At 69.4% G+C, this 24,746-nt stretch carries 20 protein-coding genes; 7 read left to right on the top strand and 13 right to left on the bottom strand.

Annotated elements, in window-relative coordinates; translation table 11 throughout:
• Positions 1-47: 47 nt before the first annotated feature.
• From narJ to ABD747_RS07330, 4 genes are read left to right on the top strand one after another with little or no spacing between them, the layout of a single operon-like run.
• Entirely contained in the window at positions 48-659 is a 612-nt protein-coding gene (narJ, locus tag ABD747_RS07345) for a nitrate reductase molybdenum cofactor assembly chaperone (RefSeq protein ID WP_344802925.1), read from the top strand.
• Complete coding sequence (gene narI, locus ABD747_RS07340) at positions 656-1,441, top strand: respiratory nitrate reductase subunit gamma (RefSeq protein ID WP_344802923.1); 786 nt, start codon at positions 656-658, stop codon at positions 1,439-1,441. The genes narJ and narI overlap by 4 nt, the downstream gene beginning before the upstream one ends.
• Complete coding sequence (locus ABD747_RS07335) at positions 1,438-2,670, top strand: nitrate/nitrite transporter (protein ID WP_344802921.1); 1,233 nt, start codon at positions 1,438-1,440, stop codon at positions 2,668-2,670. Before narI ends, ABD747_RS07335 begins: the two co-directional genes overlap by 4 nt.
• A gap of 31 nt (positions 2,671-2,701) precedes the next feature.
• Entirely contained in the window at positions 2,702-4,840 is a 2,139-nt protein-coding gene (locus ABD747_RS07330; RefSeq protein WP_344802919.1) for a heavy metal translocating P-type ATPase, read from the top strand.
• On the opposite strand, the gene ABD747_RS07325 is transcribed toward ABD747_RS07330, so the two are convergent.
• Genes ABD747_RS07325 through ABD747_RS07310 form a run of 4 tightly spaced genes read right to left on the bottom strand, consistent with a single transcriptional unit; the run spans position 4,837 to position 10,347 of the window.
• On the bottom strand, positions 4,837-7,164 hold the full coding sequence (locus ABD747_RS07325) for a beta-xylosidase/alpha-l-arabinosidase (RefSeq protein ID WP_344802917.1): 2,328 nt from the start codon (positions 7,162-7,164) through the stop codon (positions 4,837-4,839). The genes ABD747_RS07330 and ABD747_RS07325 overlap by 4 nt on opposite strands.
• 21 nt (positions 7,165-7,185) lie before the next feature.
• The gene (locus ABD747_RS07320) at positions 7,186-8,052 is read right to left on the bottom strand and encodes a carbohydrate ABC transporter permease (protein WP_344802915.1); all 867 of its coding nucleotides are present in this window, start codon (positions 8,050-8,052) and stop codon (positions 7,186-7,188) included.
• The gene (locus tag ABD747_RS07315; protein WP_344802913.1) at positions 8,052-8,993 is read right to left on the bottom strand and encodes a carbohydrate ABC transporter permease; all 942 of its coding nucleotides are present in this window, start codon (positions 8,991-8,993) and stop codon (positions 8,052-8,054) included. Before ABD747_RS07315 ends, ABD747_RS07320 begins: the two co-directional genes overlap by 1 nt.
• Before the next feature lies 1 nt (position 8,994).
• Positions 8,995-10,347, bottom strand: coding sequence for an extracellular solute-binding protein (locus ABD747_RS07310; protein WP_344802911.1), 1,353 nt, complete (start codon positions 10,345-10,347; stop codon positions 8,995-8,997).
• A 200-nt stretch (positions 10,348-10,547) separates the two neighbouring features.
• Between ABD747_RS07310 and ABD747_RS07305 the strand changes: the two genes are divergently transcribed.
• Entirely contained in the window at positions 10,548-11,624 is a 1,077-nt protein-coding gene (locus tag ABD747_RS07305) for a LacI family DNA-binding transcriptional regulator (protein WP_344802909.1), read from the top strand.
• Here ABD747_RS07305 and glgX read toward each other — a convergent pair.
• Positions 11,599-13,788 (bottom strand): glycogen debranching protein GlgX, encoded by a 2,190-nt coding sequence (glgX, locus tag ABD747_RS07300; RefSeq protein ID WP_344802907.1) that lies wholly within the window; start codon positions 13,786-13,788, stop codon positions 11,599-11,601. The genes ABD747_RS07305 and glgX overlap by 26 nt on opposite strands.
• A 232-nt stretch (positions 13,789-14,020) precedes the next feature.
• Between glgX and ABD747_RS07295 the strand changes: the two genes are divergently transcribed.
• Entirely contained in the window at positions 14,021-14,995 is a 975-nt protein-coding gene (locus ABD747_RS07295; protein ID WP_344802905.1) for a M14 family zinc carboxypeptidase, read from the top strand.
• A 5-nt stretch (positions 14,996-15,000) separates the two neighbouring features.
• On the opposite strand, the gene ABD747_RS07290 is transcribed toward ABD747_RS07295, so the two are convergent.
• Entirely contained in the window at positions 15,001-15,417 is a 417-nt protein-coding gene (locus tag ABD747_RS07290; RefSeq protein ID WP_344802903.1) for a VOC family protein, read from the bottom strand.
• 40 nt (positions 15,418-15,457) lie between these two features.
• Positions 15,458-16,093 carry a hypothetical protein gene (locus ABD747_RS07285; RefSeq protein ID WP_344802901.1) on the bottom strand — a complete coding sequence of 212 codons (636 nt, stop codon included), beginning with the start codon at positions 16,091-16,093 and terminating at the stop codon, positions 15,458-15,460.
• A 139-nt stretch (positions 16,094-16,232) separates the two neighbouring features.
• Here ABD747_RS07285 and ABD747_RS07280 point away from each other — a divergent pair, with 139 nt between their 5' ends.
• On the top strand, positions 16,233-17,612 hold the full coding sequence (locus ABD747_RS07280; RefSeq protein ID WP_344802899.1) for a DNA polymerase IV: 1,380 nt from the start codon (positions 16,233-16,235) through the stop codon (positions 17,610-17,612).
• A gap of 109 nt (positions 17,613-17,721) precedes the next feature.
• On the opposite strand, the gene ABD747_RS07275 is transcribed toward ABD747_RS07280, so the two are convergent.
• Genes ABD747_RS07275 through ABD747_RS07250 form a run of 6 tightly spaced genes read right to left on the bottom strand, consistent with a single transcriptional unit; the run spans position 17,722 to position 24,306 of the window.
• Positions 17,722-18,438: a gamma-glutamyl-gamma-aminobutyrate hydrolase family protein gene (locus ABD747_RS07275; RefSeq protein ID WP_344802897.1), complete on the bottom strand. Its 717-nt coding sequence runs from the start codon at positions 18,436-18,438 to the stop codon at positions 17,722-17,724.
• The gene (locus tag ABD747_RS07270; RefSeq protein WP_344802895.1) at positions 18,435-19,229 is read right to left on the bottom strand and encodes a 3-oxoacyl-ACP reductase; all 795 of its coding nucleotides are present in this window, start codon (positions 19,227-19,229) and stop codon (positions 18,435-18,437) included. Before ABD747_RS07270 ends, ABD747_RS07275 begins: the two co-directional genes overlap by 4 nt.
• Before the next feature lie 13 nt (positions 19,230-19,242).
• Complete coding sequence (locus ABD747_RS07265; protein ID WP_344802893.1) at positions 19,243-20,604, bottom strand: aldehyde dehydrogenase family protein; 1,362 nt, start codon at positions 20,602-20,604, stop codon at positions 19,243-19,245.
• 2 nt (positions 20,605-20,606) lie between these two features.
• Positions 20,607-21,971 (bottom strand): glutamine synthetase family protein, encoded by a 1,365-nt coding sequence (locus ABD747_RS07260; RefSeq protein ID WP_344802891.1) that lies wholly within the window; start codon positions 21,969-21,971, stop codon positions 20,607-20,609.
• A gap of 34 nt (positions 21,972-22,005) precedes the next feature.
• Positions 22,006-22,782, bottom strand: coding sequence for a FadR/GntR family transcriptional regulator (locus ABD747_RS07255; RefSeq protein WP_344802889.1), 777 nt, complete (start codon positions 22,780-22,782; stop codon positions 22,006-22,008).
• A complete protein-coding gene (locus ABD747_RS07250) occupies positions 22,783-24,306 on the bottom strand; it encodes an amino acid permease (protein WP_344802887.1) in 1,524 nt (507 codons plus the stop codon).
• Between the last annotated feature and the right edge of the window lie 440 nt (positions 24,307-24,746).

Raw genomic sequence — 24,746 nt, 5'->3', positions numbered from 1 at the left:
GTGCCCTTCGACAGGCTCAGGGCACATCTGAAAGGCGCAGGCACGCGGTGATCTACCAGGCGGCGTCGATCGCGCTGAGCTATCCGGACGAACGCGTGCTGGGCCATGCGGAGCTGATCGCCGCGGCGCTGGCCGAGGCGGCCCCGCGGTCGCTCCCGGACGTCGAGCCGCTGCTCGACTGGTGGAGGGACGCTTCGACCGCCGAGGTCCAGGCGACCTACGTCGACCTGTTCGACCTCAACCGGCGGCAGACGCTCTATCTGACCTACTGGACCGACGGCGACACCCGGCGCCGGGGGCAGGTGCTGGCCGACGTCAAGCAGCGCTATCGCGCGGCCGGGCTTGACCCGGTCGGCGCGACCGAGCTGCCGGACTACCTGCCGCTGGTGCTGGAGTTCGCCTGCCGGCGACCCGAGGCGGGGGCTGCGCTGCTGCGGGACTACCGGGCGAGCCTCGAGCTGATCCGGCTGTCGCTGCTGGAACGGCGCTCCTGCTACGCGGGCGTGCTGGTCGCCGTCTGCGGCACCCTCCCCGGGGCATCGCCGGCGGACCGCCAGCACGCCATGGCGATGGCGTCGGCTGGTCCGCCGACCGAGAGCGTCGGCCTCGAGCCGTACGACCCGCGGCTGCTGCCGCTCGCCGGCGGTGGTCGATCATGAACCTGCTGCTCTGGGGCGTGCTCCCCTACATCATGCTGGCCGTCCTGATCGGCGGCCTGATCTGGCGCTACCGCTACGACCAGTTCGGCTGGACGACCCGGTCGTCCCAGCTGTACGAGTCGCGGCTGCTGCGAATCGGCTCACCGCTGTTTCACTTCGGCATCCTGGTGGTGATCATCGGGCACATCGGCGGCCTGGTGATCCCGAAGTCCTGGACGGATGCGGCCGGGATCTCGGAGTCCATGTACCACGTCACGGCGCTCGCCCTGGGCAGCGTCGCCGGGATCGCGACCCTGGTCGGCATCGTGATCTTGATCTATCGCCGGCGGACCACCGGCCCGGTCTTCATGGCCACCACCAAGAACGACAAGACCATGTACGTCGTCCTGGTCGCCGCCATCGTCGCCGGGTTGTCCACCACCTTGATCAGCGTCTTCGGCCCGCACGAGGACGTCACCTATCGCGAGACGGTCTCGCCGTGGTTCCGGTCGCTGTTCGTCCTCCAGCCCGACATCGCGTCGATGGCGGCGGCGTCGCCGGCGTTCAAGCTGCACACCCTGATCGGCATGGTGCTGTTCACGATCTGGCCGTTCACCCGGCTGGTGCACGCCTTCACCGCGCCGGTGCACTACCTGTTCCGGCCCTACATCGTCTATCGCAGCCGGGACGAGCGGCCGGTCGCCACCAATGCGGGGATCAGGCGCGGCTGGGCGCCGATCGGGACGCCCGACCGGGAGTCCGACCGGGCCGGTCACGGCATCAGCGGAAGGAAGCCACGATGAGCGACACAGCGACCGGCGCCGGATCCACGACCGCGACCCATCCCCTGGCCGGCCGGGGCCGCAACCTCGGCCTCGCGCTGCTGGCGTTCGCGATCACCTTCTGGGCCTGGAACATCATCGGTCCGCTGGCCGTGCGCTACACCCAGGAGCTGGGGCTGAGCGCCACCCAGAAGTCCCTCCTGGTGGCGACACCGGTGCTGGTCGGCTCGCTGGGCCGGATCCTCACCGGCGCCCTCACCGACCGGTTCGGCGGCCGGCTGATGTTCACGGTGTTGACCGCGGTCTCGGCGATTCCCGTGCTGCTGGTCGCGTTCGCCGGCGCGATCGGGTCGTACCCCCTGCTCCTGGTCTTCGGCTTCGTCCTCGGCATCGCCGGCACCACCTTCGCGATCGGCATCCCGTTCGTGAACGCCTGGTACGAGCCGGCCCGCCGAGGTTTCGCCACCGGCCTGTTCGGTGCCGGCATGGGCGGCACCGCGCTGTCGGCGTTCTTCACCCCGCGCTTCGTCCGCTGGTTCGGGTACGTCCCGACCCACGTGATCATCGCCGTCGCGCTCGTCGTGGTCGCGGCGATCGTCTGGTTCGGCATGCGGGATTCCCCGCTGTGGAAGCCGAACACCGACCCGGTCGCCCCGAAGCTCGCCGCCGCGGCGAAGCTGGCCGTGACCTGGCAGATGGCCTTCCTGTACGCGGTCACCTTCGGTGGCTTCGTGGCGTTTTCCACGTACCTGCCGACGTACCTGAAAGACGTCTACGACTTCGACCTGACCGGCGCCGGCACCCGCACCGCGGGGTTCGCGATCGCCGCCGTGATCGCCCGCCCGGTCGGCGGCTGGCTCTCGGACCGGATCGGCCCGGACCGGGTCTTGATGATCTCCCTCGCCGGCGCCGCGGTGATGGCGCTGGTGGTGGCGACGAAGCCGGCCCCGGAGCTGGCCGCCGGGACCTCGTTCGTGCTGATGGCACTGTTCCTGGGTCTCGGCACGGGAGCGGTCTTCACGTGGGTCGCGCAGCGCGCCCCGGCCGCCCGGGTCGGCACCGTGACGGGCATCGTCGGCGCCGCCGGCGGGCTGGGTGGCTACTTCCCGCCGCTGGTGATGGGTGCGACCTACAACGAGGCCGCGCACAGCTACACCGTCGGGCTGACCCTGCTCTGCATCACGGCGCTGGGCGCGCTGGTCTTCACCATCGTCCTGGCTCGCCGGAACCGGAGCGACCCGAGGGGTTGAACTTATACCCCCAGGGGGTATGCTGCCGGGTATGAGCGAACCGGGTCCGGCGCATGCCCACGTCCTCGGCACACGGCCGCAGGAGTCCGAGCAGCACGCCGAGCAGGATCATCACGGGCACGACGCCCACGCCGGTCATGACACCCGTGCCGGGCATGGCGGCCACGGCGGTCACGGAGACCATGGCGGCCACGCGGGTCACGTGGCGATGTATCGCCGACTGTTCGTCGTGATGCTGGCGCTCGGCGTGCCGGTGGTCCTGCTCAGCGGGATGTTCGCGTCGATCGTCGGCTACTCGCTGCCGGACGTCGTGCTGATCGGCTGGGTGTCGCCGGTGTTGGGCACGATCATGTACGTCGTCGGAGGCCGTCCCTTCCTGACCGGCGCGATATCGGAGCTCAAGAGCCGGGCGCCGGGCATGATGCTGTTGGTCGCGCTGGCGATCACGGTCGCGTTCGTCGCATCCTGGGGTGCCCAGCTGGGCCTGCTCGACCACTCCCTCGACTTCTGGTGGGAGCTCGCGCTGCTGATCATCATCATGCTGCTCGGGCACTGGTTGGAGATGCGATCGCTGTCCCAGTCCGCCTCCGCCCTGGACTCGCTCGCCGCCCTGCTGCCGGACGAGGCGGAGCGGATCGAGGGCGAAACGACGGTGCGGGTGGCGCCGGCCGATCTTCGGGTCGACGACGTGGTCGTGGTCCGGCCGGGCGGCCGGGTGCCGGCCGACGGCGAGATCGTCGCGGGCACCGCCGACCTGGACGAATCCATGATCACCGGCGAGTCGCGACCGGTGACCCGGCAACCCGGCGACCCCGTCGTCGCCGGCACGGTCTCCACCGACTCCGCCGTCCGGGTCCGGGTGAGCGCCGTCGGGGACGACACCGCGCTGGCCGGCATCCAGCGGCTGGTGGCCCAGGCGCAGAGCTCCACCTCCCGCGCTCAGCTGCTCGCCGACCGGGCGGCCGGCTGGTTGTTCTGGTTCGCCCTCGGCGCCGGCGTGCTCACCGCAGTGGTCTGGACGATCCTCGGCCATCCGGACCAGGCGCTGATCCGCACCATCACGGTGCTGGTGGTCGCCTGCCCGCACGCCCTCGGCCTGGCGATCCCGCTGGTGGTGGCGATCGCCACCGAGCGAGCGGCCCGCGGCGGCGTACTGATCACCGACCGCCGCGCGATGGAGGAAATGCGGACTGTCGACGTGGTGGTCTTCGACAAGACCGGCACGCTCACCAAGGGTCAGCCCGTCGTCGACCACGTGCACGCGGTCGACGGGGATACCGATGCCCTCCTCGCCGTGGCGGCCGCCGCCGAGTCCGAGAGCGAGCACCCGGTCGCGACGGCGATCGTCGGTGCCGCCCGGCGGCGTTCGCTCCCTCCGGCCCGGGCCACCGAGTTCCTCGCCACCACAGGTGTCGGGGTGCAGGCCGTCGTCGACAGACACACCGTGCGGGTGGGCGGCCCGGCGCTGCTCCGGGATGCCGGCATCGACCCGCTGGCCGCGACCACCGACTGGTCGGCCGCCGGGGCGACCGTGCTGCACGTGCTGGTCGATGGGACGGTCGCCGGTGCGATCGGGCTGTCGGACGAGATCCGGGACGAGTCCCGCGAGGCGATCGACGCGCTGCACGCCATCGGGCGCCGGGTGGTCATGATCACCGGCGACGCGCAGCCGGTCGCCGAGTCGGTCGCGGCCCAGCTGGGCATCGACCAGGTCTTCGCGGGCGTACGTCCGGAGGACAAGGGCGCCGCCGTCGCCGGGCTGCAGCAGCAGGGGCGTCGGGTTGCCATGGTCGGCGACGGGGTGAACGACGCACCGGCGCTGGCCCAGGCCGACGTCGGCATCGCCATCGGCGCGGGCACCGACGTCGCGGTGGCCACCGCGGGCGTCGTGCTGGCCGGCAGCGATCCACGCTCGGTGCTGTCGGTGATCGAGCTGTCGGAGCAGAGCTATCGCAAGATGAGGCAGAACCTCGGCTGGGCGGCGGGCTACAACCTGCTCACGGTCCCGCTGGCCGCCGGCGTGCTCGCGCCGATCGGCTTCGTGCTGCCGATGGCCGTCGGCGCGCTGCTGATGTCGGTGTCGACCCTGGTGGTCGCCGCGAACGCCCAGCTGCTGCGCCGGCTCGATCTGAGCCCCGAGGCGAGTGTCCGGCGCATCCTCGAGCGCTAGGGCGCGACGGTCACCGGGGTGTCCATCACCCGGGGTCCATCGATCGTGCGGACCGGTCCGCTGAGCCGCACCGCTACCGGCCCCGCGAAGGTGTCGCCGGCCGTGCCGACCCGGAACGTGATCTCGCCCGGCTCGACGATGCGAGTGAGATCCCTCCCGGTGAAGGAGAGCCGGTCGGTATGCACGTCGAAGGTGACGTCCACCTCGCTCCCGGGGGCGAGCGGCACCCGGGCGAAACCGATCAGCTGCGTGGTCGGCCTGGTCACGCTCGCGACCGGGTCCGACGCATAGAGCTGGACGACCTCCACGCCGTCGCGATCGCCGACATTGCGAACCGGCACGGTGATCCGCACGCTATCGTCCGTGCCGATCGCGGTGTCGCTCGCGGAAATCTCGCCGTAGCCGAAGGCGGTGTAGGACAGCCCGTGCCCGAACCAGTACGCCGGGCTGGGGTCCAGGTTGCTGACTCCTTGGCTGTGCTGGCCGAGCGGCGGCGCGAGATAGGTGTACGGCTGGGCGCCGGGGTCGCGCGGCACGCCGACCGGCAGCTTTCCGGACGGGTTGACCCGACCGGACAGCACGCCGGCAAGGGCGGACCCGCCCTCCTCGCCCGGAAAGAACGCCTGGACCACCCCGCCGGCCCGTCCGCGATAGGCCCCGAGCGCGTACGGCCGACCGGTGGTGGCGATCAGGACGGTCGGCCGGCCGGCCCCGAGGACGGCGTCGACCAGCTCGTGCTGCAGCCCCGGCAGCGCGAGATCGGCCGCGTCACAGCCCTCACCGGACGTACCGCCGCCGAACAGCCCGGCCCGATCGCCCACCGCCAGCACCACGACGTCGGCTCCCGCGGCCAGCTCGACCGCGGCGGCCAGCCCGGACCGGTCGCCTCCGCTGACCAGGCACCCGGCCGCATGATCGATCACTGCCGCCGGGAACTCGCTCCGGAGCGCGTCCAGCAGGGACCGGGTCTCGATCCCGATCCCGCCGGCGAAGTCCGGGAACTGCGGGATCACGTGGTTGGGAAAGGCATAGCAACCGAAGAACGCCTGCGGGTCGTCCGCACACGGCCCGATCACCGCGATCCGGCCGGGCCGGTCCAGCGGCAACAGGCCGGTCGGGTTGTCCAGCAGGACGATGCTCTCCTCGGCCAGCCGTCGCGCGATGTCGCGGTTCGCCGCCGAGTCGAGCTCGGCCTCGCCCGCGTTGCTGTCGGGGCTCCAACCGGGGTCCATCAGGCCGAGGTCGAACTTATGCCGCAGGACCCGGCGCACGGATCGGTCGACCAGGGTCTCGTCCACCCGACCGGCCTCGACCTCATCCTGCAGCGGCGAGCCGTAGCAGAGCGTGCTGGGCAGCTCGACGTCGAGCCCGGCCGCCAGGGCATAGGCGGCCGCCTCGCCGCGGGTCTCGGCGATCTTGTGCATCACCTGCAAGAAGGTGATCGCGCCATAGTCGGAGACGACCGTTCCGTCGAACCCCCAGTCGTCGCGGAGCAGCCGGGTGAGCAGCTCCGGGTCCGACGCCACCGGGACCCCGTCGACGTCGGTATAGGAGTTCATCACGCTACGCACCCGGCCATAGCGGACCGCGTGCTCGAACGGCGGCAGGATCACGTCGGCGAACTCGCGCCGACCCATGCTCACCGGGGCATGGTTGCGCGCCGCCTTCGAGGCGGCATAGCCGGCGAAGTGCTTGAGGGTGGCGATGATGCCGCTCTCCTCCAGCCCGCGGACGTACGCGGTGCCCAGCTGGGAGACGACGTACGGGTCCTCGCCGAGGGTCTCCTCCACCCGGCCCCAGCGATAGTCGCGCACCACGTCGAGCACCGGCGACAGGCCCTGGTGGACACCGACGGCCGCCATGTCCCGGCCGATCGCCGACGCCATCTCGTGCACGAGGTCGGCATCGAAGGAGGCCGCCCAGGCCAGCGACGTCGGATAGACGGTCGCCTGAAAGGTGGTGAACCCGGTCAGGCATTCCTCGTGCACGATCGCCGGGATGCCGAATCGGCTCCCCCCGATCACCGAGCGCTGCAGTTCACGAACCCGGACCACACCCTCGGCGACCGTCAGCGGGCGGGTACCGAACACCCGGGTCAGCTGGCCGATCCCGTCGCCCGCGGCTTCGTCGAGGGTGTGCCGCTGGCTGAACGCGTCCTGCATCGGCGCGACATCGCCGCTGACGATGTCGAAGCCGGGCCAGACGCTGCCGAGCTGGGCGAGCTTCTCCGCCAAGGTGAGCTCCGCCAGCAGCGCTTCCACCCGCTCGTCGGTGGTGCGCTCGAGGTCGCGCCAGGCGTGGGCGACGGGGATGGTGTCGGTCATGGGTGAGCCTCTCGGGGGTGCCTACTTGCCGAAGCCCGCGGTCAGCCCGCTGAGGAGCTGGCGACGGCCGACGACGTACAGGACGAGGATGGGGAGGGTCGACAGCACGACCGAGGCCAGCACGGCCGGGATGTTGGTGCTGTACTCACCCTGGAAGGCCCACAGGGCGAGCGGCATCACCCGCTTGTCGGGGCTCTGGGTCAGGATGAGCGGGAACAAGAACCCGTTCCAGACGTTCAGGCCGTTGTAGATGCTGACGGTGACGATCGCGGGGCGGGTGAGCGGAAAGGCCAGCCTCCAGGCCAGCTGCCACTCGCTGCAGCCGTCGAGCTTCATCGACTCGAACAGCTCGCGCGGCACGTCTCGCAGGAAGTTGCTCAAGATCAGGACCGTGAGGGGGATGCCGAACGCGATCGACGGCAGGATGAGAGCACCGAGACTGTCGTACATGTGGATCCGGATGATGATCAGATACACCGGGATGATCGTGGCCTGGAGGGGAATGGCGAGTCCGAGCAGGAAGAGCCCGCGGGTGAAGCGGAGAAAGCGACTCTCCCCGCGCACGATGCCGTAGGCCGCGAGGAAGCCGAACAGCACCACCGGGATGACCGTACCGACGGACACGATCACCGAGTTCGCGAAGTAGCGTCCGATCCCCTTCTGGATGACTTCGACGTACGCGGAGAGGTCCGGAGGAAGCGCGGGTGCCAGCGGGTTGGTGGTGAAGTACTCGCCCTGGTTCTTCAGGCTGGCGATGACGACGTAGTAGATCGGCACGATGATGATCACCAGCCAGATCCAGGCCAGCAGGCCGCCGAGGTAGTTGCGTCGCCCCCTCACCCGCACGGTTCGCGACGGCTGACCGGTCATGACCGCCGAGGCGCTCACTACATTCCCTCCATCTGGCTCGCACCGAGGTCCCGCCCACCGATCCGCTGGATCCCGAGCGTGATCAACAGCCCGAGAACGACGATGAACACGCCGATCACGCTCGCCGCACCCATCTGGTTGGCCTGGAAGCCGAGGATGTACATCTGCAACGCCAGGATGCGGGTCGCGTCACCCGGGCCGCCCTGGGTGAGCACGAAGATCAGATCGAAGTACGTGAGCGAGCCGACGAGCATCAGCGTCGAGGACGTGATGATGGTGTACTTCAGTTGCGGAAGCGTGATGGAGAAGAACTGCCGGACGCGCGCGGCTCCGTCGATCTGTGCGGCCTCGTACAGCTGCTCGGGGATCTGACGGACGCCCCCTTGGTAGATCAGCGTGTGAAAGGGAATGAACTGCCAGGCGATCACGAAGATCACCACGCAGAACGCGAGGGTCGGGTCGCCGAGCCAGTCCTGGGAGAGGAACTGCAGATGCAGCCCCGATCCGATCCCGAAGTAGGGGTCCAGCAACTGCTTGAAGGCGATCGCCACGGCCGCAGAGGACATCAGCAGCGGCAGGAAATAGAGCACGGCCAGCAGCGCCCGGTAGCGCTGCCGACCCGCGACGAACACGCCGAGCAGCAGGCTGATCGGCGTCTGCACGATCCAGCTGCAGATCATCACCGCGAACGTGAGATAGAGCGCGTGGTAGGTCTGCGGGTCCGCCAGTACCTGCTTCCAGCTGCTCAACCCGGCGAAGGAGATCGGGCTGATCCCGTCCCAGTCGGTGAACGACAGCACCAGCACACCGATCAGCGGTAGGAACGCGAAGCCGATGAACATCACCAGCGCCGGGAGCACCAGGAGTCCCAGCCGGGCAGACGAGGAGCCGGCGGGCCGGGGGCTGCCCGGCGCCCGGGTTCCGGACCGCTGCCGGGCGAAGGACGCGACAGCCGTCACGTCACTTCCCGATCGTGGCGTTCATCGCCGTGGCGAACTGGTCCGGGCTGATCTTGAGCAGGAACAACTGGTCGATGTTGGTCAGCAGTGCCTCGGACTGTGCCGGGCTGAGCGCCTGGTCCCAGGACTGCTGGAACGCCGGCGCGGTGCTGATCATGTTGTAGACGAACTTCAGGAACTCGGCGTCCTCGGAGCTCTCCAGCTTCTCCGTCGGCACCTTCACCACCGGCACGCCGCCGTTGCTGATGTAGGCGTCGATCATCGCGTCGGTGAACATGCCGTCGGTCAGATAAGCCTTGGCGACCGTCTTCTGCTCGTCCGTCGCCTTCGCCGAGATCGACCAGTAGCCTGCCGGATTGCCGACGGTGTTCTTCGGGTCACCCTTGCCTCCCGCGACGCTGGGGAAGGCGCCGAACTTCAACTGGGACTTCACGAACTCGGGTTGAGCCGACTTCATCCCGCCGTACACCCATCCGCCTTGCAGGAGCATCGCCGCCTTGCCCGTGTACAGCAGGGCCTGGTCGGCGTTCGCGTCGGCGGCGATCGAGGAGAAGCCCTTGACGAAGCCGTTCGCCTTGACCAGGTCCTGGATCTTGGTGCCGGTTTCGATCACGGCCGGATCGGACCAGGAGTCCGCCTGGTTCGCGAAGATCTTGTCGAACACCTCCGGCCCGCCGATCCGGTCCAGCAGATACTCCAGCCACATCATGGAGGTCCACTTCGACTGCCCGGCGAGGGAGAACGGGGCGACCCCCTTGCCGTTGAAGACATCGACCAGGTGCATCACATCGTCCCAGGTCGACGGCGGCTGCGCGCCCGCCTGATCGAACAGCTTGGTGTTGAAGTACAGCACGACCGGCTGGGTGGTGTCCTTCGGCACCGCATAGATCTTGTCGTCGAAGGTGGCCGCGCCCCAGGTGGACGGCACGAACTTGTTCTTGAAGTCCGCGTTCTGGCCGAGCCAGTCGGTCAGGTCGTCGACCTGGCTCGCATCCGCGTACGACTTCAGAATGCCGCCGCCCCAGCCGTGGATGAGCGTCGGCGCCTGGCCGGCACCGATCGCGGTCCTGATCTTGGTCTTGTAGGGGTCGTTCTGGAAGAACGTGACGGCCACGTTTCCCTTGCCGAGCCCGTTGAATGCCTTGACCGCGTTCGACTGGATCGTCTCGTTCGGCTCGCCGCTCAGCGCCCACATCGTTGCCGAGCCCGCCGCGCCGGACGCGCCGCCGCTGGCCGAGGCGCCGCCGGTCTGCGCCGGTCCGGAGGTGCCGCAGGCGCTCAGCCCGGCGGCGCCGAGGACAGAGGCCGCGGCGAGGCCGAGGAACGAACGGCGGCTGGTGCGAGGAAGCGTCATTGATCCTCCAAGAGTCAGGGACGGATCGACCGAAATGTTTCGATCGGTTCGAAATATTTCCTGAAAACTAACCAGCCATCATTCCCGTGTCAAGCTCCGCAAGGTGACGATCTGGGTGCGAAATCGCCTGGGTCGCATCCGCGCATCGCGAATCGCCGAAGAGTATGCTGCCCATCGAAATGTTTCGAAGTGGAGGTCCGGTGAAGCAAGTGCGCACGACGCTGGCCGAGGTAGCGGCGGCATCCGGGGTCTCGATCGCCACGGTGTCGAAGGTGCTCAACGACCACACCGACGTCGCCGAGACGACCAGGCGCCGGGTCCAGCAGGCGCTGCACGATGCGGACTATCGCGCGCCTCGCCGGTCGAGCCGACGTCCGGAGCGGGTGGCGTCGACCGAACCGACGATCGAGGTCGCGTTTCCCGAGTGGCAGAACGCCTACGAGGTCGCAGTCCTGGACGGCCTCACCTCCGCCGCCGAGGCCGAGGGTTACGAGGTGGTGATCGGCCCGCGGGTGCGCGGCGAGCAGATCGACTTCGACCCGCAGGCCCTCCGCCGGAGCGGCCGGGCCGGCGCGATCTTCGTCACCGTCGACGCGTCCCGAGACCCGATCAAGGCGCTCTCCGACACCGGCTTCCCCGTGGTCGTGGTCGACCCGGTCCGGGTCGGGCGCACGCAGTGCGTCAGCATCGGGGCGACCAACTTCACCGGCGGTGTGACCGCCGTCGAGCACCTGCTGTCGCTCGGACACCGCCGGATCGCCCACGCGGCCGGTCCTGTGTCGGTGGAGTGCAGCCACGCCCGGCTCGCCGGCTACCACTCGGCCTTGCGACAGGCGGCGATCGAGGTCGACGACACGCTGGTGACCCACTCGTTGTTCACCTACGACGGCGGGCGCGCGGTCGCGGCCCGCCTGCTGGACCGCCCCGACCCGCCGACAGCGGTCTTCGCCGCCTGCGACGAGATCGCTCTCGGGATCGTCGAGGAGGCCCGGCGGCGCTCCATCCGGGTGCCGGAGGACCTCAGCGTGATCGGTTTCGACGACAGCTTCCTGGCGAGCCGATCGGCGCCGCCGCTGACCACTGTCGCCCAGCCGCTGCTGGAGATGGGCCGGCTCGCCGTGCGTTCGCTGACCCAGCTGATCGCCGGCGACGTGGTCGCCACCCGGCACCTGGAGCTGGCCACCCATCTCGTCGTCCGCGACTCGACCGCCCCGCTCGGCGGCTCGGGGGGCGTAGGAGCGCAGCGCGGCGTCAGAGAGAGCGTTGGGCGATCGTAGGCGCCAACCGCTGGGCCCGTTCCACCGCCTGCCGACGATCGGTCTCCGGCACCGCGGAGGTGGACAAGATCACCAGCGAGTGAGCGGCCACCGCGTGCTTGGACCTGGCCCGCCACGGTGATCCCGGCTGATCGACGGTGCCCGCGCGGGTGTCCAGCCGGACCAGCCAGTTGCTGCCGAAGCTCCGCGGCGGGAGGTGGAAGTCGATCTTGTCCGTGTGTGCGTTGAAGAGCAGCAGGAAGTGGTCGTCACTGATCTTCCGACCGGCATGGTCGGGCTCGGGGATCGCGTCTCCGTTGAGGAAGACCATCATGCTCCGGGCGAACCCCGAGTTCCAGTCCTCCTCCTCCATCTCGGTGCCGTCCGGCTTGAGCCACTCGATGTCGCCGAGCTCGCTCAAGCCGCCGTGGCCAGGGTCGCCCCCGAAGAACCGACGCCGCCGGAACACCGGGTGAGCCTTGCGCAGAGCGATCGCGGCGGAGGTGAACTCGAGCAGATCACGCTGTTCGTCGGTGAGCTTCCAGTCCACCCACGAGGTCGGGTTGTCCTGCGCGTAGACGTTGTTGTTGCCGCCCTGGGTGCGGCCGAGCTCGTCGCCGTGCGCCAGCATCGGGATGCCCTGGCTGACCATCAAGGTGGTGATGAAGTTCCGCTGCTGCCGCAGCCGGAGCGCGTTCACCCGAGGGTCGTCGGTCGGCCCCTCCACCCCGCAGTTCCAGGAGCGGTTGTGGCTCTCCCCGTCGTTGCCGCCCTCGCCGTTGGCCTGGTTGTGCTTGGAGTTGTAGGAGACCAGGTCCCGCAGGGTGAACCCGTCGTGTGCCACCACGAAGTTGATCGACGCCGTCGGCCGCCGATTGGAGTGCGCGTACAGGTCGCTGGAGCCGGTGAGCCGGGAGGCGAACTCGGCCAGGGATCTGGGCTCACCGCGCCAGTAGTCGCGGACCGTGTCCCGGTACTTGCCGTTCCACTCCGTCCAGAGCGGGGGGAAGTTCCCGACCTGGTAACCCCCGTCGCCGAGGTCCCAGGGCTCTGCGATCAGCTTCACCTGGGAGATCACCGGGTCCTGCTGGATGATGTCGAAGAAGGCCGAGAGCTTGTCGACCTCGTGGAACTGCCGGGCCAGCGTCGCGGCCAGGTCGAACCGGAAACCGTCCACGTGCATGTCCAGCACCCAGTAGCGCAGCGAGTCCATGATCAGCTGCAGCACGTGCGGGCTGCGCATGAGCAGGCTGTTGCCGGTGCCGGTGGTGTCGTAATAGTGCTGACGGGCACCGTCGACCAGCCGGTAGTAGGACGCGTTGTCGATCCCTCGGAAGGCGATCGTCGGGCCCATGTCGCTGCCCTCGGCCGTGTGGTTGTAGACGACGTCCAAGATCACTTCGATGTCGGCGTCGTGCAACGCCTTCACCATCGCCTTGAACTCGTTGGTCTGCTGGCCGCGGGTGCCGGTGCTGGAGTAGGCGTTGTGCGGAGCCAGGAACCCGATCGTGTTGTAGCCCCAGTAGTTCGACAAGCCTTGGTCGACCAGATGGGAGTCGTTGACGAACTGATGCACCGGCAACAACTCGACCGCGGTCACCCCCAGGGCACTGAGGTGCTCGACGATCGCCGGGTGCGCGATCCCGGCGTAGGTCCCCCGGATCGACTCCGGGACGTCCGGGTGCGTCATCGACAGGCCCTTGACGTGCATCTCGTAGATCACGCTGTCGTGGTACTCGTGGTTCGGCGGCCGGTCGTGGCCCCAGTCGAAGTACGGCGTGGTCACCACCGAGAGCATGGTGTGGCCGAGCGAGTCGAGGTCGTTGAACGCGGCCGGGTCGGAGAACCGATAGGAGAACAGCGACTCGTCGCCGTCGATCATGCCGTCGATGGCCTTCGCATAGGGGTCCAGCAGCAGCTTGCTCGGGTTGCAGCGATGACCGTTCGCCGGATCGTACGGCCCGTGCACCCGGTAGCCGTAGCGCTGGCCGGGCTGCAGCCCCGGCAGGTAGATGTGCCAGACGTACCCGTCGACCTCGGTCACGGTGAGCCGCGACTCCGCACCCTCGTCGTCGATCAGGCACAGTTCGACTCCGTCGGCCACCTCCGAGAACAGGGCGAAGTTGACGCCGGTTCCGTCGAACGTGGCGCCCAGCGGATAAGGCTTGCCCGGCCAGGTCTCCATCGAGACTCCTTCAGAGATGATCAGCGGTTCTCAGCGGCAACAGTGCAGGAGCGGGTCCGACCCGCCGGTTCGTGCGCATGCCCTCCCGTTGTCTCGAGCCAGCCCGGCGCTCGTTGGAGCATACCCAGTCGCTGCGTCGGATGTTCGTACCCTGCTGACCGGTCTGGCGCGACCCCCGACGGCCGGGAGATACTGCCACGACGCCGCACAGCCGCACCGGAAGGGGTCGACGATGACCAGATTTCGCCTCCCGCTCCGTCTCGCCGTCTCCCTGATCGTCCTGCTCGGGGTGATCACCGCGTCGGCGCTGCTGGCACCGCCGCTGGCATCCGCGGCGAGCTACCCGAACTACGGTCAGCGCAACGCCGCCGTCTGGTCACTGCAGAAGAAGCTGGTCGAGGCCGGCGTGTTGCGCGCGGATCGACGCACCGGCTACTTCGGGACCCACACCCGCTCGGCGGTGAAGACGATCCAGAAGCGCTCCCGGTTGGCGGCAACCGGCAAGTTGGACGCACCCACGGCGAGGGCGGTCGACAAGGCGGTGGCCGCGATGACCGGGCCGCGAACCTGGTATCACCGCGAGACCATCGGCACCTCTGCCGAGGGCCGCAAGATCGTCGCCTATCGGGCCGGGCAACCCGGCAAGCCGGTGGTCGTGGTGACCGCGACGATGCACGGCGAGGAGGACTTCGGTCAGTACGTCGTCCGCGGCCTGATGGAGGGCAAGCCGATCACCGGCGTCGATCTGTGGCTGGTGCCGGTGCTCAATCCCGACGGGCTGGCCAAGGACCGCCGCTGGCTGGATCATCGCGTCGACCTCAACCGCAACTTCCCGAACCGGTTCGTCGTCCGCGCCAACTCGGGACCGAAGGCAGCCTCGGCGAAGGAGACCAGGGCGGTGATGAGTTTCCTCGACCGGGTGCAGCCTCGTTATCTGGTCTCGTGGCATCAGCCCCTCTACGGCGTCGACTCCTATCGGGTCAAGGACAAGGCGCTGATGAAGCGGCTGTCGGCCGGGCTCGCGCTGCCGGTCAAGTCGCTGAACTGTCACGGCAGCTGCCACGGCACGATGACGGGCTGGTACAACGCCAACCACGCCGGCGCCGCGATCACGGTGGAGTACGGCGCCAAGGCTCGCTCGATGAAGCGGATGAAGGGCAAGGACGCCGACGCCGTGCTCGCCGCGGTCGGCGGCCGCCGCGGCTGAGGTATTCAGTTCAGCAGGGTGCGCCCGTCCTCGGTGATCGTCCAGTAGGGGTTGTGGGCGACCTCCCACGGATGGCCGTCCGGGTCGACGAAGACCCCGGAGTAACCGCCCCAAAACGTCTCTGCGCCCGGCCGCCCGATGCGCGCCCCAGCCGTCGCGGCCACGGCCAGCACGGCATCGACCTCCGCCGGGCTGCGGACGTTCTGCGCGAGGGTGACCCCGCCCCAGCCACCGGAGTCGCTGACGGCCGAGTCCTCGGCCAGCTCTGCGCGCCCCCAGAGCGCGACGACGATCCCGCCGGCCTGGAAGAAGACCACGCCGTCGTCGCCGGGGTGCGGCTGCCAGCCGAGCGCCGCGTAGAACTCGCGTGCTCGAGCCAGATCCCGGACGCCGAGGGTCACCAGACTGAGTCGTTGCTCCATGAGCGCGACGCTAGCCCGGAGCCCCGACAGTTTCGCGGGCTCAGCTCGCGAGCGGGACGGTCAGGGTGTCGACCGCAGTCTGCTTGCTGTACGTCTTCGACTTCGGGGCGGTCTGCTGCAGGAGCTGATAGGTGAACGTCAGCGTGACCGAGGTGGCAGCCGGGTCGACCGATGGCACCGTGAAGACCCCGCCGTACGAGTTCGGCTTGGTGATCACGTAGCCGGGCTTGACCGACGCCTCGTCGGTCTGGACGGCCGGCGCCTGCAGCGCGCCGGACGGTCCCTGCACGGCGACGGCGAGGCTGACCGAGGTCAGATAGATGTCCTGCTTGCTGCCGTCGGCGAAGGCCCCGGTCGCGGACAGGTTGACCGGTTTCGCCGCCGCCGGCGTCCATCCGGCCAGATCCAGGGTCGACCAGTAGTTGACCGTGAGCTCCACCCCACCCGCGGACAGCTTCCGCTTCAGCGAGCCCTTGGCCAGGTCGTTGTGGATCGGCGTCGGGCTCGCCGTCGGCGACGCGGTGACGCTGGCGGACGGGGTGGTGGGCGTCTGACTGGGCGAGGCGCTGCTGCCGGCTTCCCAGGGTGGCTGACCACATCCGACCAGCAGGCCCGCGGACAGCGCAAGGGCGGCCCCGACTCGCCAACGGCATGCGGCTCGACGGCTCGGGTTCACGCGATGCACTCCTCGACCTCGGGCGGATATGTCACGATCTACTCCCCCGAGTGCCACGACCCTAACAAGGGGAGGCCACGCTCGGCGGAAGCCGCACCCGACGGCAGCGACCGTCGGACCCGCCGGTCAGAATGGGTGGGTGCGTCGTGAGGCATCGATCCTGCACCTCGACCTCGACGCCTTCTTCGCGTCGGTCGAGCAGCGGGACAAGCCGTCGCTGCGCGGCAAGCCGGTGATCGTGGGTGGCATCGGGCAGCGCGGCGTCGTGGCCACCGCGTCGTACGAAGCGCGCCGGTTCGGCGTCCGCTCCGCCATGCCGGCGCACGAGGCGCGCCGGCGCTGCCCGCATGCGGCGTTCCTGGCCGGCCGGTTCGGCGCCTATCGCGCCGCCAGCGAGCAGGTGATGGCGGTGTTGCGCGACCTGTCGCCGCTGGTCGAGCCGCTGTCGCTGGACGAGGCGTTCGTCGACCTGGCTGCCGCCAACCGCCCGGTGGACCTGTCGCCGGCCGGGCTGGAGAGCGAGATCGCGCGGGTCAAGCGCGACGTCGCCACGATCACCGGTGGGCTCACCGCGTCGGTCGGCGCTGCGGGCTCGAAGTTCATGGCGAAACTGGCGAGCGAGCTGGCCAAGCCCGACGGCGTCCGGGTGATCGAGCCGGGCAGCGAGCTGGGGTTGCTTGCTCCGATGTCGGTCGGTGTGATCCCCGGCGTGGGCCCCGTCACGGCTGAGAAGCTGAGCCGGCTCGGGCTGCGGACGATCGCCGACCTGCGCGCGATCTCGGTCGACGAGCTCGCCCAGACCGTCGGCCGCACCCATGCGCAGAGTCTGGTCGAGCTCGCGCACGCGCGCGACGACCGGCCGGTGGTCGCCGAGCGGGAGGCGAAGTCGATCTCGGTCGAGGACACCTTCGAGACCGACCTGGTGGACCGGTCCAGGCTGCTCGCGATCGTGGACCGGGACGCCCGGTCCGTCGCCACTCGGCTGCGGGCCGCGGGTCTGTTCGCGCGGACCGTGACGATCAAGGTGCGGATGCACGACTTCTCCACCCACACCCGGTCCCGCAGCCTGCTGAGTGCGACCGACGACCCGGACGTGCTCGCCGAGATCGCCCGCTCGATGCTGTCCGCGGTGGACGTCTCCGGCGGTGTACGTCTCCTCGGCGCGGGTGTCGCCGGGCTGACCGGCGTCCTCCAGGAGGGCCTGTTCGATCACTCCGCTCCCGGCGTGCCCGACGAGGCCGTGCCGGACGGGGACATGCCGGACGGGGTGGCCGGTGCCGGCGACGCGCCCGAGGCCGTGACCGTCGGGGCAACGGAGGATCCCGCGGGCCCGACCGCCGGTGTCCGCCAGCGGACGGGCTGGCCGCCCGGCGCGGACGTACGGCACGACGAGTACGGCGACGGCTGGGTGTGGGGATCCGGCCTCGGCCGGGTCACCGTCCGCTTCGAGACCCGGGACACCCCGCCCGGCCCGGTCCGTACGTTCGACCTGACCGATCCCGCCCTCCACTCGCGCTGATTCGCACCCGACTTGGCCCGCCCCGGACCCCGGAAACTGTGCGGTCGTCGCAACTCGCGTCGGCGTGTCGCTGCAACAGCCGCACAGTTTCCGAGGTGGGAGGTGGGCCTCAGCGCTGTCCGGCGGCGGCCACCAGGCCGGCGAACAGGCCCTGGTCGTCGGCGGTCTCCGGATGCCACTGGACGCCGATCCGGAATCGGCTGCCGGGATCCTCGATCGCCTCGATCGTGCCGTCGGCGGCCCAGGCGCTCGCCACCAGACCCGGGTGCGCGGCCACCGCCTGGTGGTGATGGCAGGAGACCTCCACCTCGTCACCGATCAGCCGGTGCACCTGCGAATCGGGCGCCACCGCGACCCGGACCGCACCGTAGATCTCCAGCCCCGGCGAGTGCTCGTCGTGGCCGACGACGTCCGGGACGTGCTGCTGCAGCTCGCCGCCGACCGATACGGCCAGCAGTTGCATCCCGCGGCACACCCCCAGCAGCGGCAGCCCGGCCGCGTTCGCCGCGTCGAGCAGGGCCAGCTCCCACTCGTCCCGCTCGCCGTGCCAGCCGCGCGTCCTCGGATGCGGCTCGGCACCGTACCGGTCGGGATCGACGTCGGACCCGCCGGAGATGATCAGCCCGTCCAACCGCGCGATCAGCGCCGGCGCGGCCTCGGCCCGCTGCGGCGGCAGCAGCACGGGTGCGCCGCCGGCGGCCTCGACCGATCGGGCGTATGCCGCGTGCAGGACGTCCGCGGTCACGTCCCACATCCGGAATCGAGTCTGCTCCCGGTAGGTGCTGATCCCGATCACCGGCAGTGCCCCGAGCGAGTCGCCGGTCATAGCGGCGTCACGTAGGCCGCCGAGATTCCGCCGTCGACCAGGAAGGTGCTGGCCGTGATGAAACTCGCCTCGTCCGAGGCGAGGAACAGCACGGCGTTGGCGATCTCCTCGGGCTCGGCGAACCGGCCGACCGGAACGTGCACCAGCCGGCGAGCCGCGCGCTCCGGGTCGGAGGCGAACAGCTCCTGCAGCAACGGCGTGTTCACCGGTCCCGGGCACAGCGCGTTCACCCGCACACCCTGGCGCGCGAACTGGACGCCCAGCTCGCGACTCATCGACAGCACGCCGCCCTTCGACGCGGAGTAGGAAATCTGCGACGTCGCCGCTCCCATCACCGCGACGAACGAGGCGGTGTTGATGATCGATCCGCGCCGCTGCTCGATCATGTACGGCAGCGCGGCCTTGCAGCACAGATAGACGCTGGTCAGATTCACCTCCTGCACCCGGCGCCAAGCCTCCAGGTCGGTGTCCAGGATGGAGTCGTCCTCCGGCGGGGAGATGCCGGCGTTGTTGAAGGCGATGTCCACCGAGCCGTACGCCCGGGCGGCGGTCGCGAACAGGGCGGCCACCTGGTCGGCCGAGGTGACGTCGGTGTGCACGTAGCGACCCTGCACCTGCGTCGCCACCTCCGGCCCACGGGCATCGTCGACGTCGCCGATCACGACGATCGCGCCCTCGGCGGCGAGTCGCCTGGCCGAGGCGAGGCCGATCCCGGAGCAGCCGCCGGTGACCACGGCCACCTTGCCAGCGACCCTGCCCACCCGTGCCGCCGTCGCGGCCTGGTCACTCATCTGCCGAGTCCTTTCAGTCGGATGCGATGAACACGTTCTTCTCCTCGGTGAACGCGTACGGCGCCTCCGGGCCCAGCTCGCGACCGAGCCCCGACTGCTTGTAGCCGCCGAACGGGGTCCAGTAACGGACCGAGGAGTGCGAGTTGACGCTCAGGTTCCCGGACTGGACCGCGCGGGACACCCGCAGGGCCCGGCCGAGGTCTTTGGTGAAGATCGATCCGGACAGACCGTAGTCGGTGTCGTTCGCCTTGGCCACCGCATCGGCCTCGTCGTCGAAGGCCAGCACGGCCACCACCGGACCGAACACCTCCTCCCGCCAGATCCGTTGCTCGGTGGAGCCGGCGAGCACCACGCTGGGCGGCAGCCAGAATCCCGGACCGTCCGGTGCGCTGCCGGCGAACGCCACCTCGACCTCGTCCAAGAACCCGCTGACGGTGCTGCGCTGGCCCGCCGAGATCAACGGACCCATCTCGGCCGACTCGTCACCGGGGTCGATCACCCGGAGCTTGCGGACGGCCGGCTCGAGCAGCGCGACGAACTCGTCGAAGGCCCGGCGCTCGACCAGGATCCGCGACCGGGCACAGCAGTCCTGTCCGGCGTTGTCGAAGACCGCATACGGCGCGGAAGCGGCGGCCGCGGCCAGATCCGCGTCGGCGAAGACGATGTTCGCGCTCTTGCCGCCTAGCTCCAGGGTGCACCGCTTGACCTGCGCGGCACAGCCGGCCATGATCGACTTCCCGACCTCGGTCGAGCCGGTGAAACAGATCTTGCGCACCGCCGGATGATCGACGAATCGCTGCCCGACCACCGATCCGCGGCCCGGGACGACGGTGAACACACCCTCCGGGATGCCGGCCTCCACGGCGATCTCGCCGAGCCGGATCGCGGTCAGCGGGGTGAGCTCGGCCGGCTTGAGCACGACGCAGTTGCCGGCGGCCAGGGCCGGCGCGAAGCCCCAGCCGGCGATCGGCATCGGGAAGTTCCACGGCACGATCACCCCGACCACGCCGAGCGGCTCGTGGAAGGTCAGGTCGATGCCGCCCGGCACCGGGATCTGCTTGCCGAGCAGCCGTTCCGGCGCACCGGCGTAGTAGGTCAGCACGTCGGCGACGTTGGCGGCCTCCCAGCGCGCGTTCGCGATCGTATGGCCGGCGTTGGTCACCTCGAGCCGGGCGAGCTCCTCGAGATGATCACGAACGCGCAGTCCGTACGTCCGCAGCAGCCGCGCCCGCTCCCCGGGTGCCGTGTCACGCCAGGCCGGGAAGGCCGCTGCGGCGCGTTCGATCAGCTCGTCGGTCTCGGCGGCCGAGGTCGCCGGCACCGTCGCAATGGTCCGTTCGGTCGCCGGATCGATCAGCACGGAGCCCGCGCTCATGATCACATCCGCTCGAAGGAGCGGTAGCGCTCCCAGTCCGTCACCGCATGGGCGAACGCGGCCAGCTCCACGTCGGCCATGTTCGTGTAGTGGTCGACCACGTCGTCGCCGAGCAGTTCCCGGGCGACCGCGGAGCCGGCGAACGCGTCCCGGGCGTCGCGCAGCGTGGCCGGCACCCGCGGAATGTCCGCCAGGTAGGCGTTCCCGGTGATCGGATCCGGCAGCTCGAGCTCGTGGTCGATTCCGTACAACCCGCCGGCCAGCATCGCGGCCAAGGCGAGGTACGGGTTCACATCGGCACCGGGTACCCGGTTCTCCAGCCGGGCGCTGCTCCCCCGCCCGACGAGGCGGACCGCGCAGGTGCGGTTGTCCTCGCCCCAGGCCACGGCGGTCGGGGCGAACGAGCCGTCGGCGTACCGCTTGTAGGAGTTGATGTTCGGGGCGTACAGCAGGGTGAAGTCGGCCATGGTCGCCAGGACGCCCGCGATGAAGGAGTCGTAGACCGGCGTCCGCCCATCGGCCCCCCAGAACACGACGTCACCGTTGCCCGCATCACGCAGCGAGAGGTGGATGTGGCAGGAGCTGCCCTCCCTGTCGTCGTACTTCGCCATGAAGGTGATCGCCTTGCCTTGCGCGGCCGCGATCTCCTTGGCGATCGTCTTGTACACCGCGTGGTTGTCGGCCGTGGTGACGACCTCGGCATAGAGGAACCCGATCTCGTGCTGTCCGAGGTTGCACTCGCCCTTGGCCGACTCGACCTCCATCCCCGCGACGTAGCAGGTGTTCCGGATCTGCCGCAGCAGCGGCTCGATCCGGCTGGTGCCGAGGACGGAGTAGTCGACGTTGTAGAGGTTCGCCGGACGAAGATCGCGATAGCCGGATCGCCAGGCGTCCTCGTACGTCTCGTCGAAGGCGATGAACTCCAGCTCGGTGCCGGCCAGCGCGACGAAGCCGCGCTCGGCCGCTGCGGCCACCTGACGACGCAGGATCGTCCGGGGTGAGGCCACCACGTCGGAGCCGTCCAGCCAGGTCAGGTCGCACTGCACCATCGCCGTACCGGGCAGATGGCGCAGCATCCGGAGGGTGTCCAGGTCGAGCGCGAACAGCATGTCGCCGTAGCCGCGTTCCCAGGACGACATCGCGTAGCCCGACACCGTGTTCATCTCGACGTCGACCGCCAGCAGGTAGTTGCAGCCCTCGGTGCCGTGCTCCAGCACGTGCTCGGCGAAGTAGGCCGCGTGCATCCGCTTGCCCTGCAGCCGGCCCTGCATGTCGGTGAACGCCACCACCACGGTGTCGACCTCACCCTCGGCGATCCGGCGCTTCAGGTCGTGCACGCTGAGCATCCGCTCGTTGCGTGGGCTCATCGTCTCCTCGCCCTCTCCGCGACTGGGAGTTCGATCATGTCAGCAGCCCCCGCAGCAGCGCCGCGGTGTCGTCGCAGTGGCTCTCCATCGTCCGCCGCGCTCGCCGGGCGTCGCCGCCGAGGATCGCGGCGACGATGGCCCGGTGCTGCGCGCTCGAGTGCTCGATGTTGACCGGCAGCACCGGGATGGCGATGAGCATGTCGTGCAGGTCGGCCTGAACCGAGGTGACCGCGTTGATGATCGCCGGAGACTCGGTCACCGACGCGATCGCCAGGTGCAGCCGGGAGTCCGCTTGCCGGTGCGCGGCGGCGTCCGCCGCCGACTCGATCGCGGCCAGCGCGTCGGTCAGCACCGAGCGCTGCTCGGGGCGCAATGACCGGCCCGCCGCGACGTAGCAGGCGCCCGGCTCGACCACCCGACGGAACACGAGCGCGTCCATCAGCTCACCACGGCGCTCGGCGAGACGGCTCGCGTCGCCGGCCCCCGGCAGCAACGGTGCATGGACGACGACGGTGCCGCCGCCGCGACCGCGGGTCGTCTTGACCATGCCGGCGCTGCGCAGACCGGCGATCGCCTCGCGCAGGGTCGCCCGCGACACCCCCATCGTGACGGCCAGCTCGCGTTCCGGCGGGAGCACGCTGCCGTCGGGAAAAGCGCCGAGCCGGATCGCTGACGCGAGCCGCTCGACACAGTCCTCGAACGCGTGCCGCCCGCGGTTCGCCGCGAGCACGGCCGCCCCCAGCTCGACCGGCGCCGGCCGTCCCGGGCCCGCCGCGGGTCGGCCGTTCGGGTCACCTGCGGACACGGTCACCTACTCGTCCAGCACCTTGTCCAGCGACATGGTGGTGTGCTCGTCCTTCGCCTTGTGCATGAAGTGCTCCTTGCCGCCGACGAACCAGGTGATGATGGCGAAGACGATCACCACCGCCACGGCGATCGGCGCGTAGTTGAACGTCTCGACTGTGACCGGCGAGGCGGGCGGGAGGACGAACAGGATGCAGATGAAGATCACCCAGCCGACCGCCACCCAGCCGACGAGGGGGCTCCAGCGACCGAGATTCCACGGTCCCGGCTGGAACTCGGGATTGAGCCGGCGCAGGAACACCGGCACGACGTAGGCGATGTAGAGCCCGATCACGGCGATCGACGTGACCGCGAGATAGGCAGTGGCGTTGAACAGGGCCGGCGAGGCCAGGAGGATCGACAGCGTCACGCACAGCCAGATCGAGTTGGTCGGGGTCCCGGTTCGCGGGTTCACCTTCGACCAGATCCGCGATCCCGGAAGTGCGTTGTCACGGGAGAACGCGAACGACATCCGCGAGTTCGCGGTGACCGAGGCCATCCCGCAGAAGTACTGCGCGACGCAGACGATGAACAGCAGGAACTTCGCCACCGTCGGGCTGCCCAGCGCGTCGAGGAAGATCTGGGCGGGCGGTAGGCCGGTGTCGGAGGCGGCAAGCGCGCTCAGTCCGGCCGGCGAGTTGTCGGTGATCGACGCGGTGATCGAGAACAGCAGGATGAAGCCACCGATCACCGACACCAGCACGCTCATCACGATCCCGCGTGGCGCGCTCCGCGAGGCACCCTTGGTCTCCTCGGCCACGTGCGCCGACGCGTCGTAGCCGGTGTAGGTGTACTGGGCCATCAGCAGACCCATCAAGAACACGTACGGCAACAGCGTCCAGCCGGTCTCGTTGTGCCAGCCGGTCAGCGTCCAGGACACCGACTGGTGCTTCTCCGGCAGCAGCCACAAGGCCAGCACGATCACCAGCACGCCGGCGATGTGCCACCAGGCGGAGATGTTGGACAGCAGGCTGACCAGGTTGACGCCGAACGTGTTCAGCAGAGCGTGCGACAAGATGATCACGACGAACACGGCGAAGATCGTCGTGGGGCTGGCCTCGACGCCCCAGACGAGGTTCGCGAACGCGACCCAGGTGGCCGCGCAGCCGAAGTCGATCGCGGCGGTCACCGCCACCTCACCGAGGAAGTTGAACCAGCCGACGAACCAGGCCCACTGCCGCTTGTTCTTCTTCGCCAGCCGACCGGCCCAGAAGTACAGGCCGCCGGCCGTCGGATAGCGCGAGCAGACCTCGGCCATCGCCCCGGCGACGGCCAGCACCATCACCCCGACGATCAGCCAGCCGAGCACGATCGTCGACGGGCCGCCGGAGACGAGGGCGATCTTGTAGGAGGTGATGCAGCCGGCCAGGATCGAGATGATCGAGAAGGACACGGCGAAGTTGGAGAAGCCCGACATCCGGCGGTGCAGTTCCTGGGTATAGCCGAGCTCGGCCAGCGCGCGGCTGTCCTCGTCGAGATGATCGGTCGACATCTTCACTCCCCGAGTGCTGTATGAGGCGGACCCGATGCTCGCAGTCTGCTGAGGCCGCGGTCAGATGTCAATGGTTCGACCTCATACCTTTACGCGACGCCGCCCGGCACCTGCCCCTCCCCGGCGCCCCGCTCCGAAACTGTGCGGCTCCTGCAGCGACACGCCGGCGCCGGCTGCCAGAACTGCACAGTTTCCGGAGCGGGAGCGGTCGCACCGAGGCGGCGTCGGGCAGAGCTTCCCCTTGACGGAACAGCGGGCTTGTTTCTAGTATTCCATCAAACAGAAGTTCATTTTCACATTGTGGAATATGAACCAGACACCTTGTCCCCAACAAGTTCGGAGCAACGATGACCGACACCGCCCCGCCGACAGGCGCACATCACGATTTCGAGGACACGCCGGGTCATCCGGCCGGGGAGTCGGTGATCAAGGACTTCTAC

Origin of the sequence: Microlunatus ginsengisoli (assembly GCF_039537205.1) — a bacterium.
Lineage (GTDB): Bacteria > Actinomycetota > Actinomycetes > Propionibacteriales > Propionibacteriaceae > Microlunatus > Microlunatus ginsengisoli.
The sequence above is the reverse complement of the archived record's forward strand: the minus strand, read 5'-3'. Positions and strand labels throughout refer to the sequence as shown.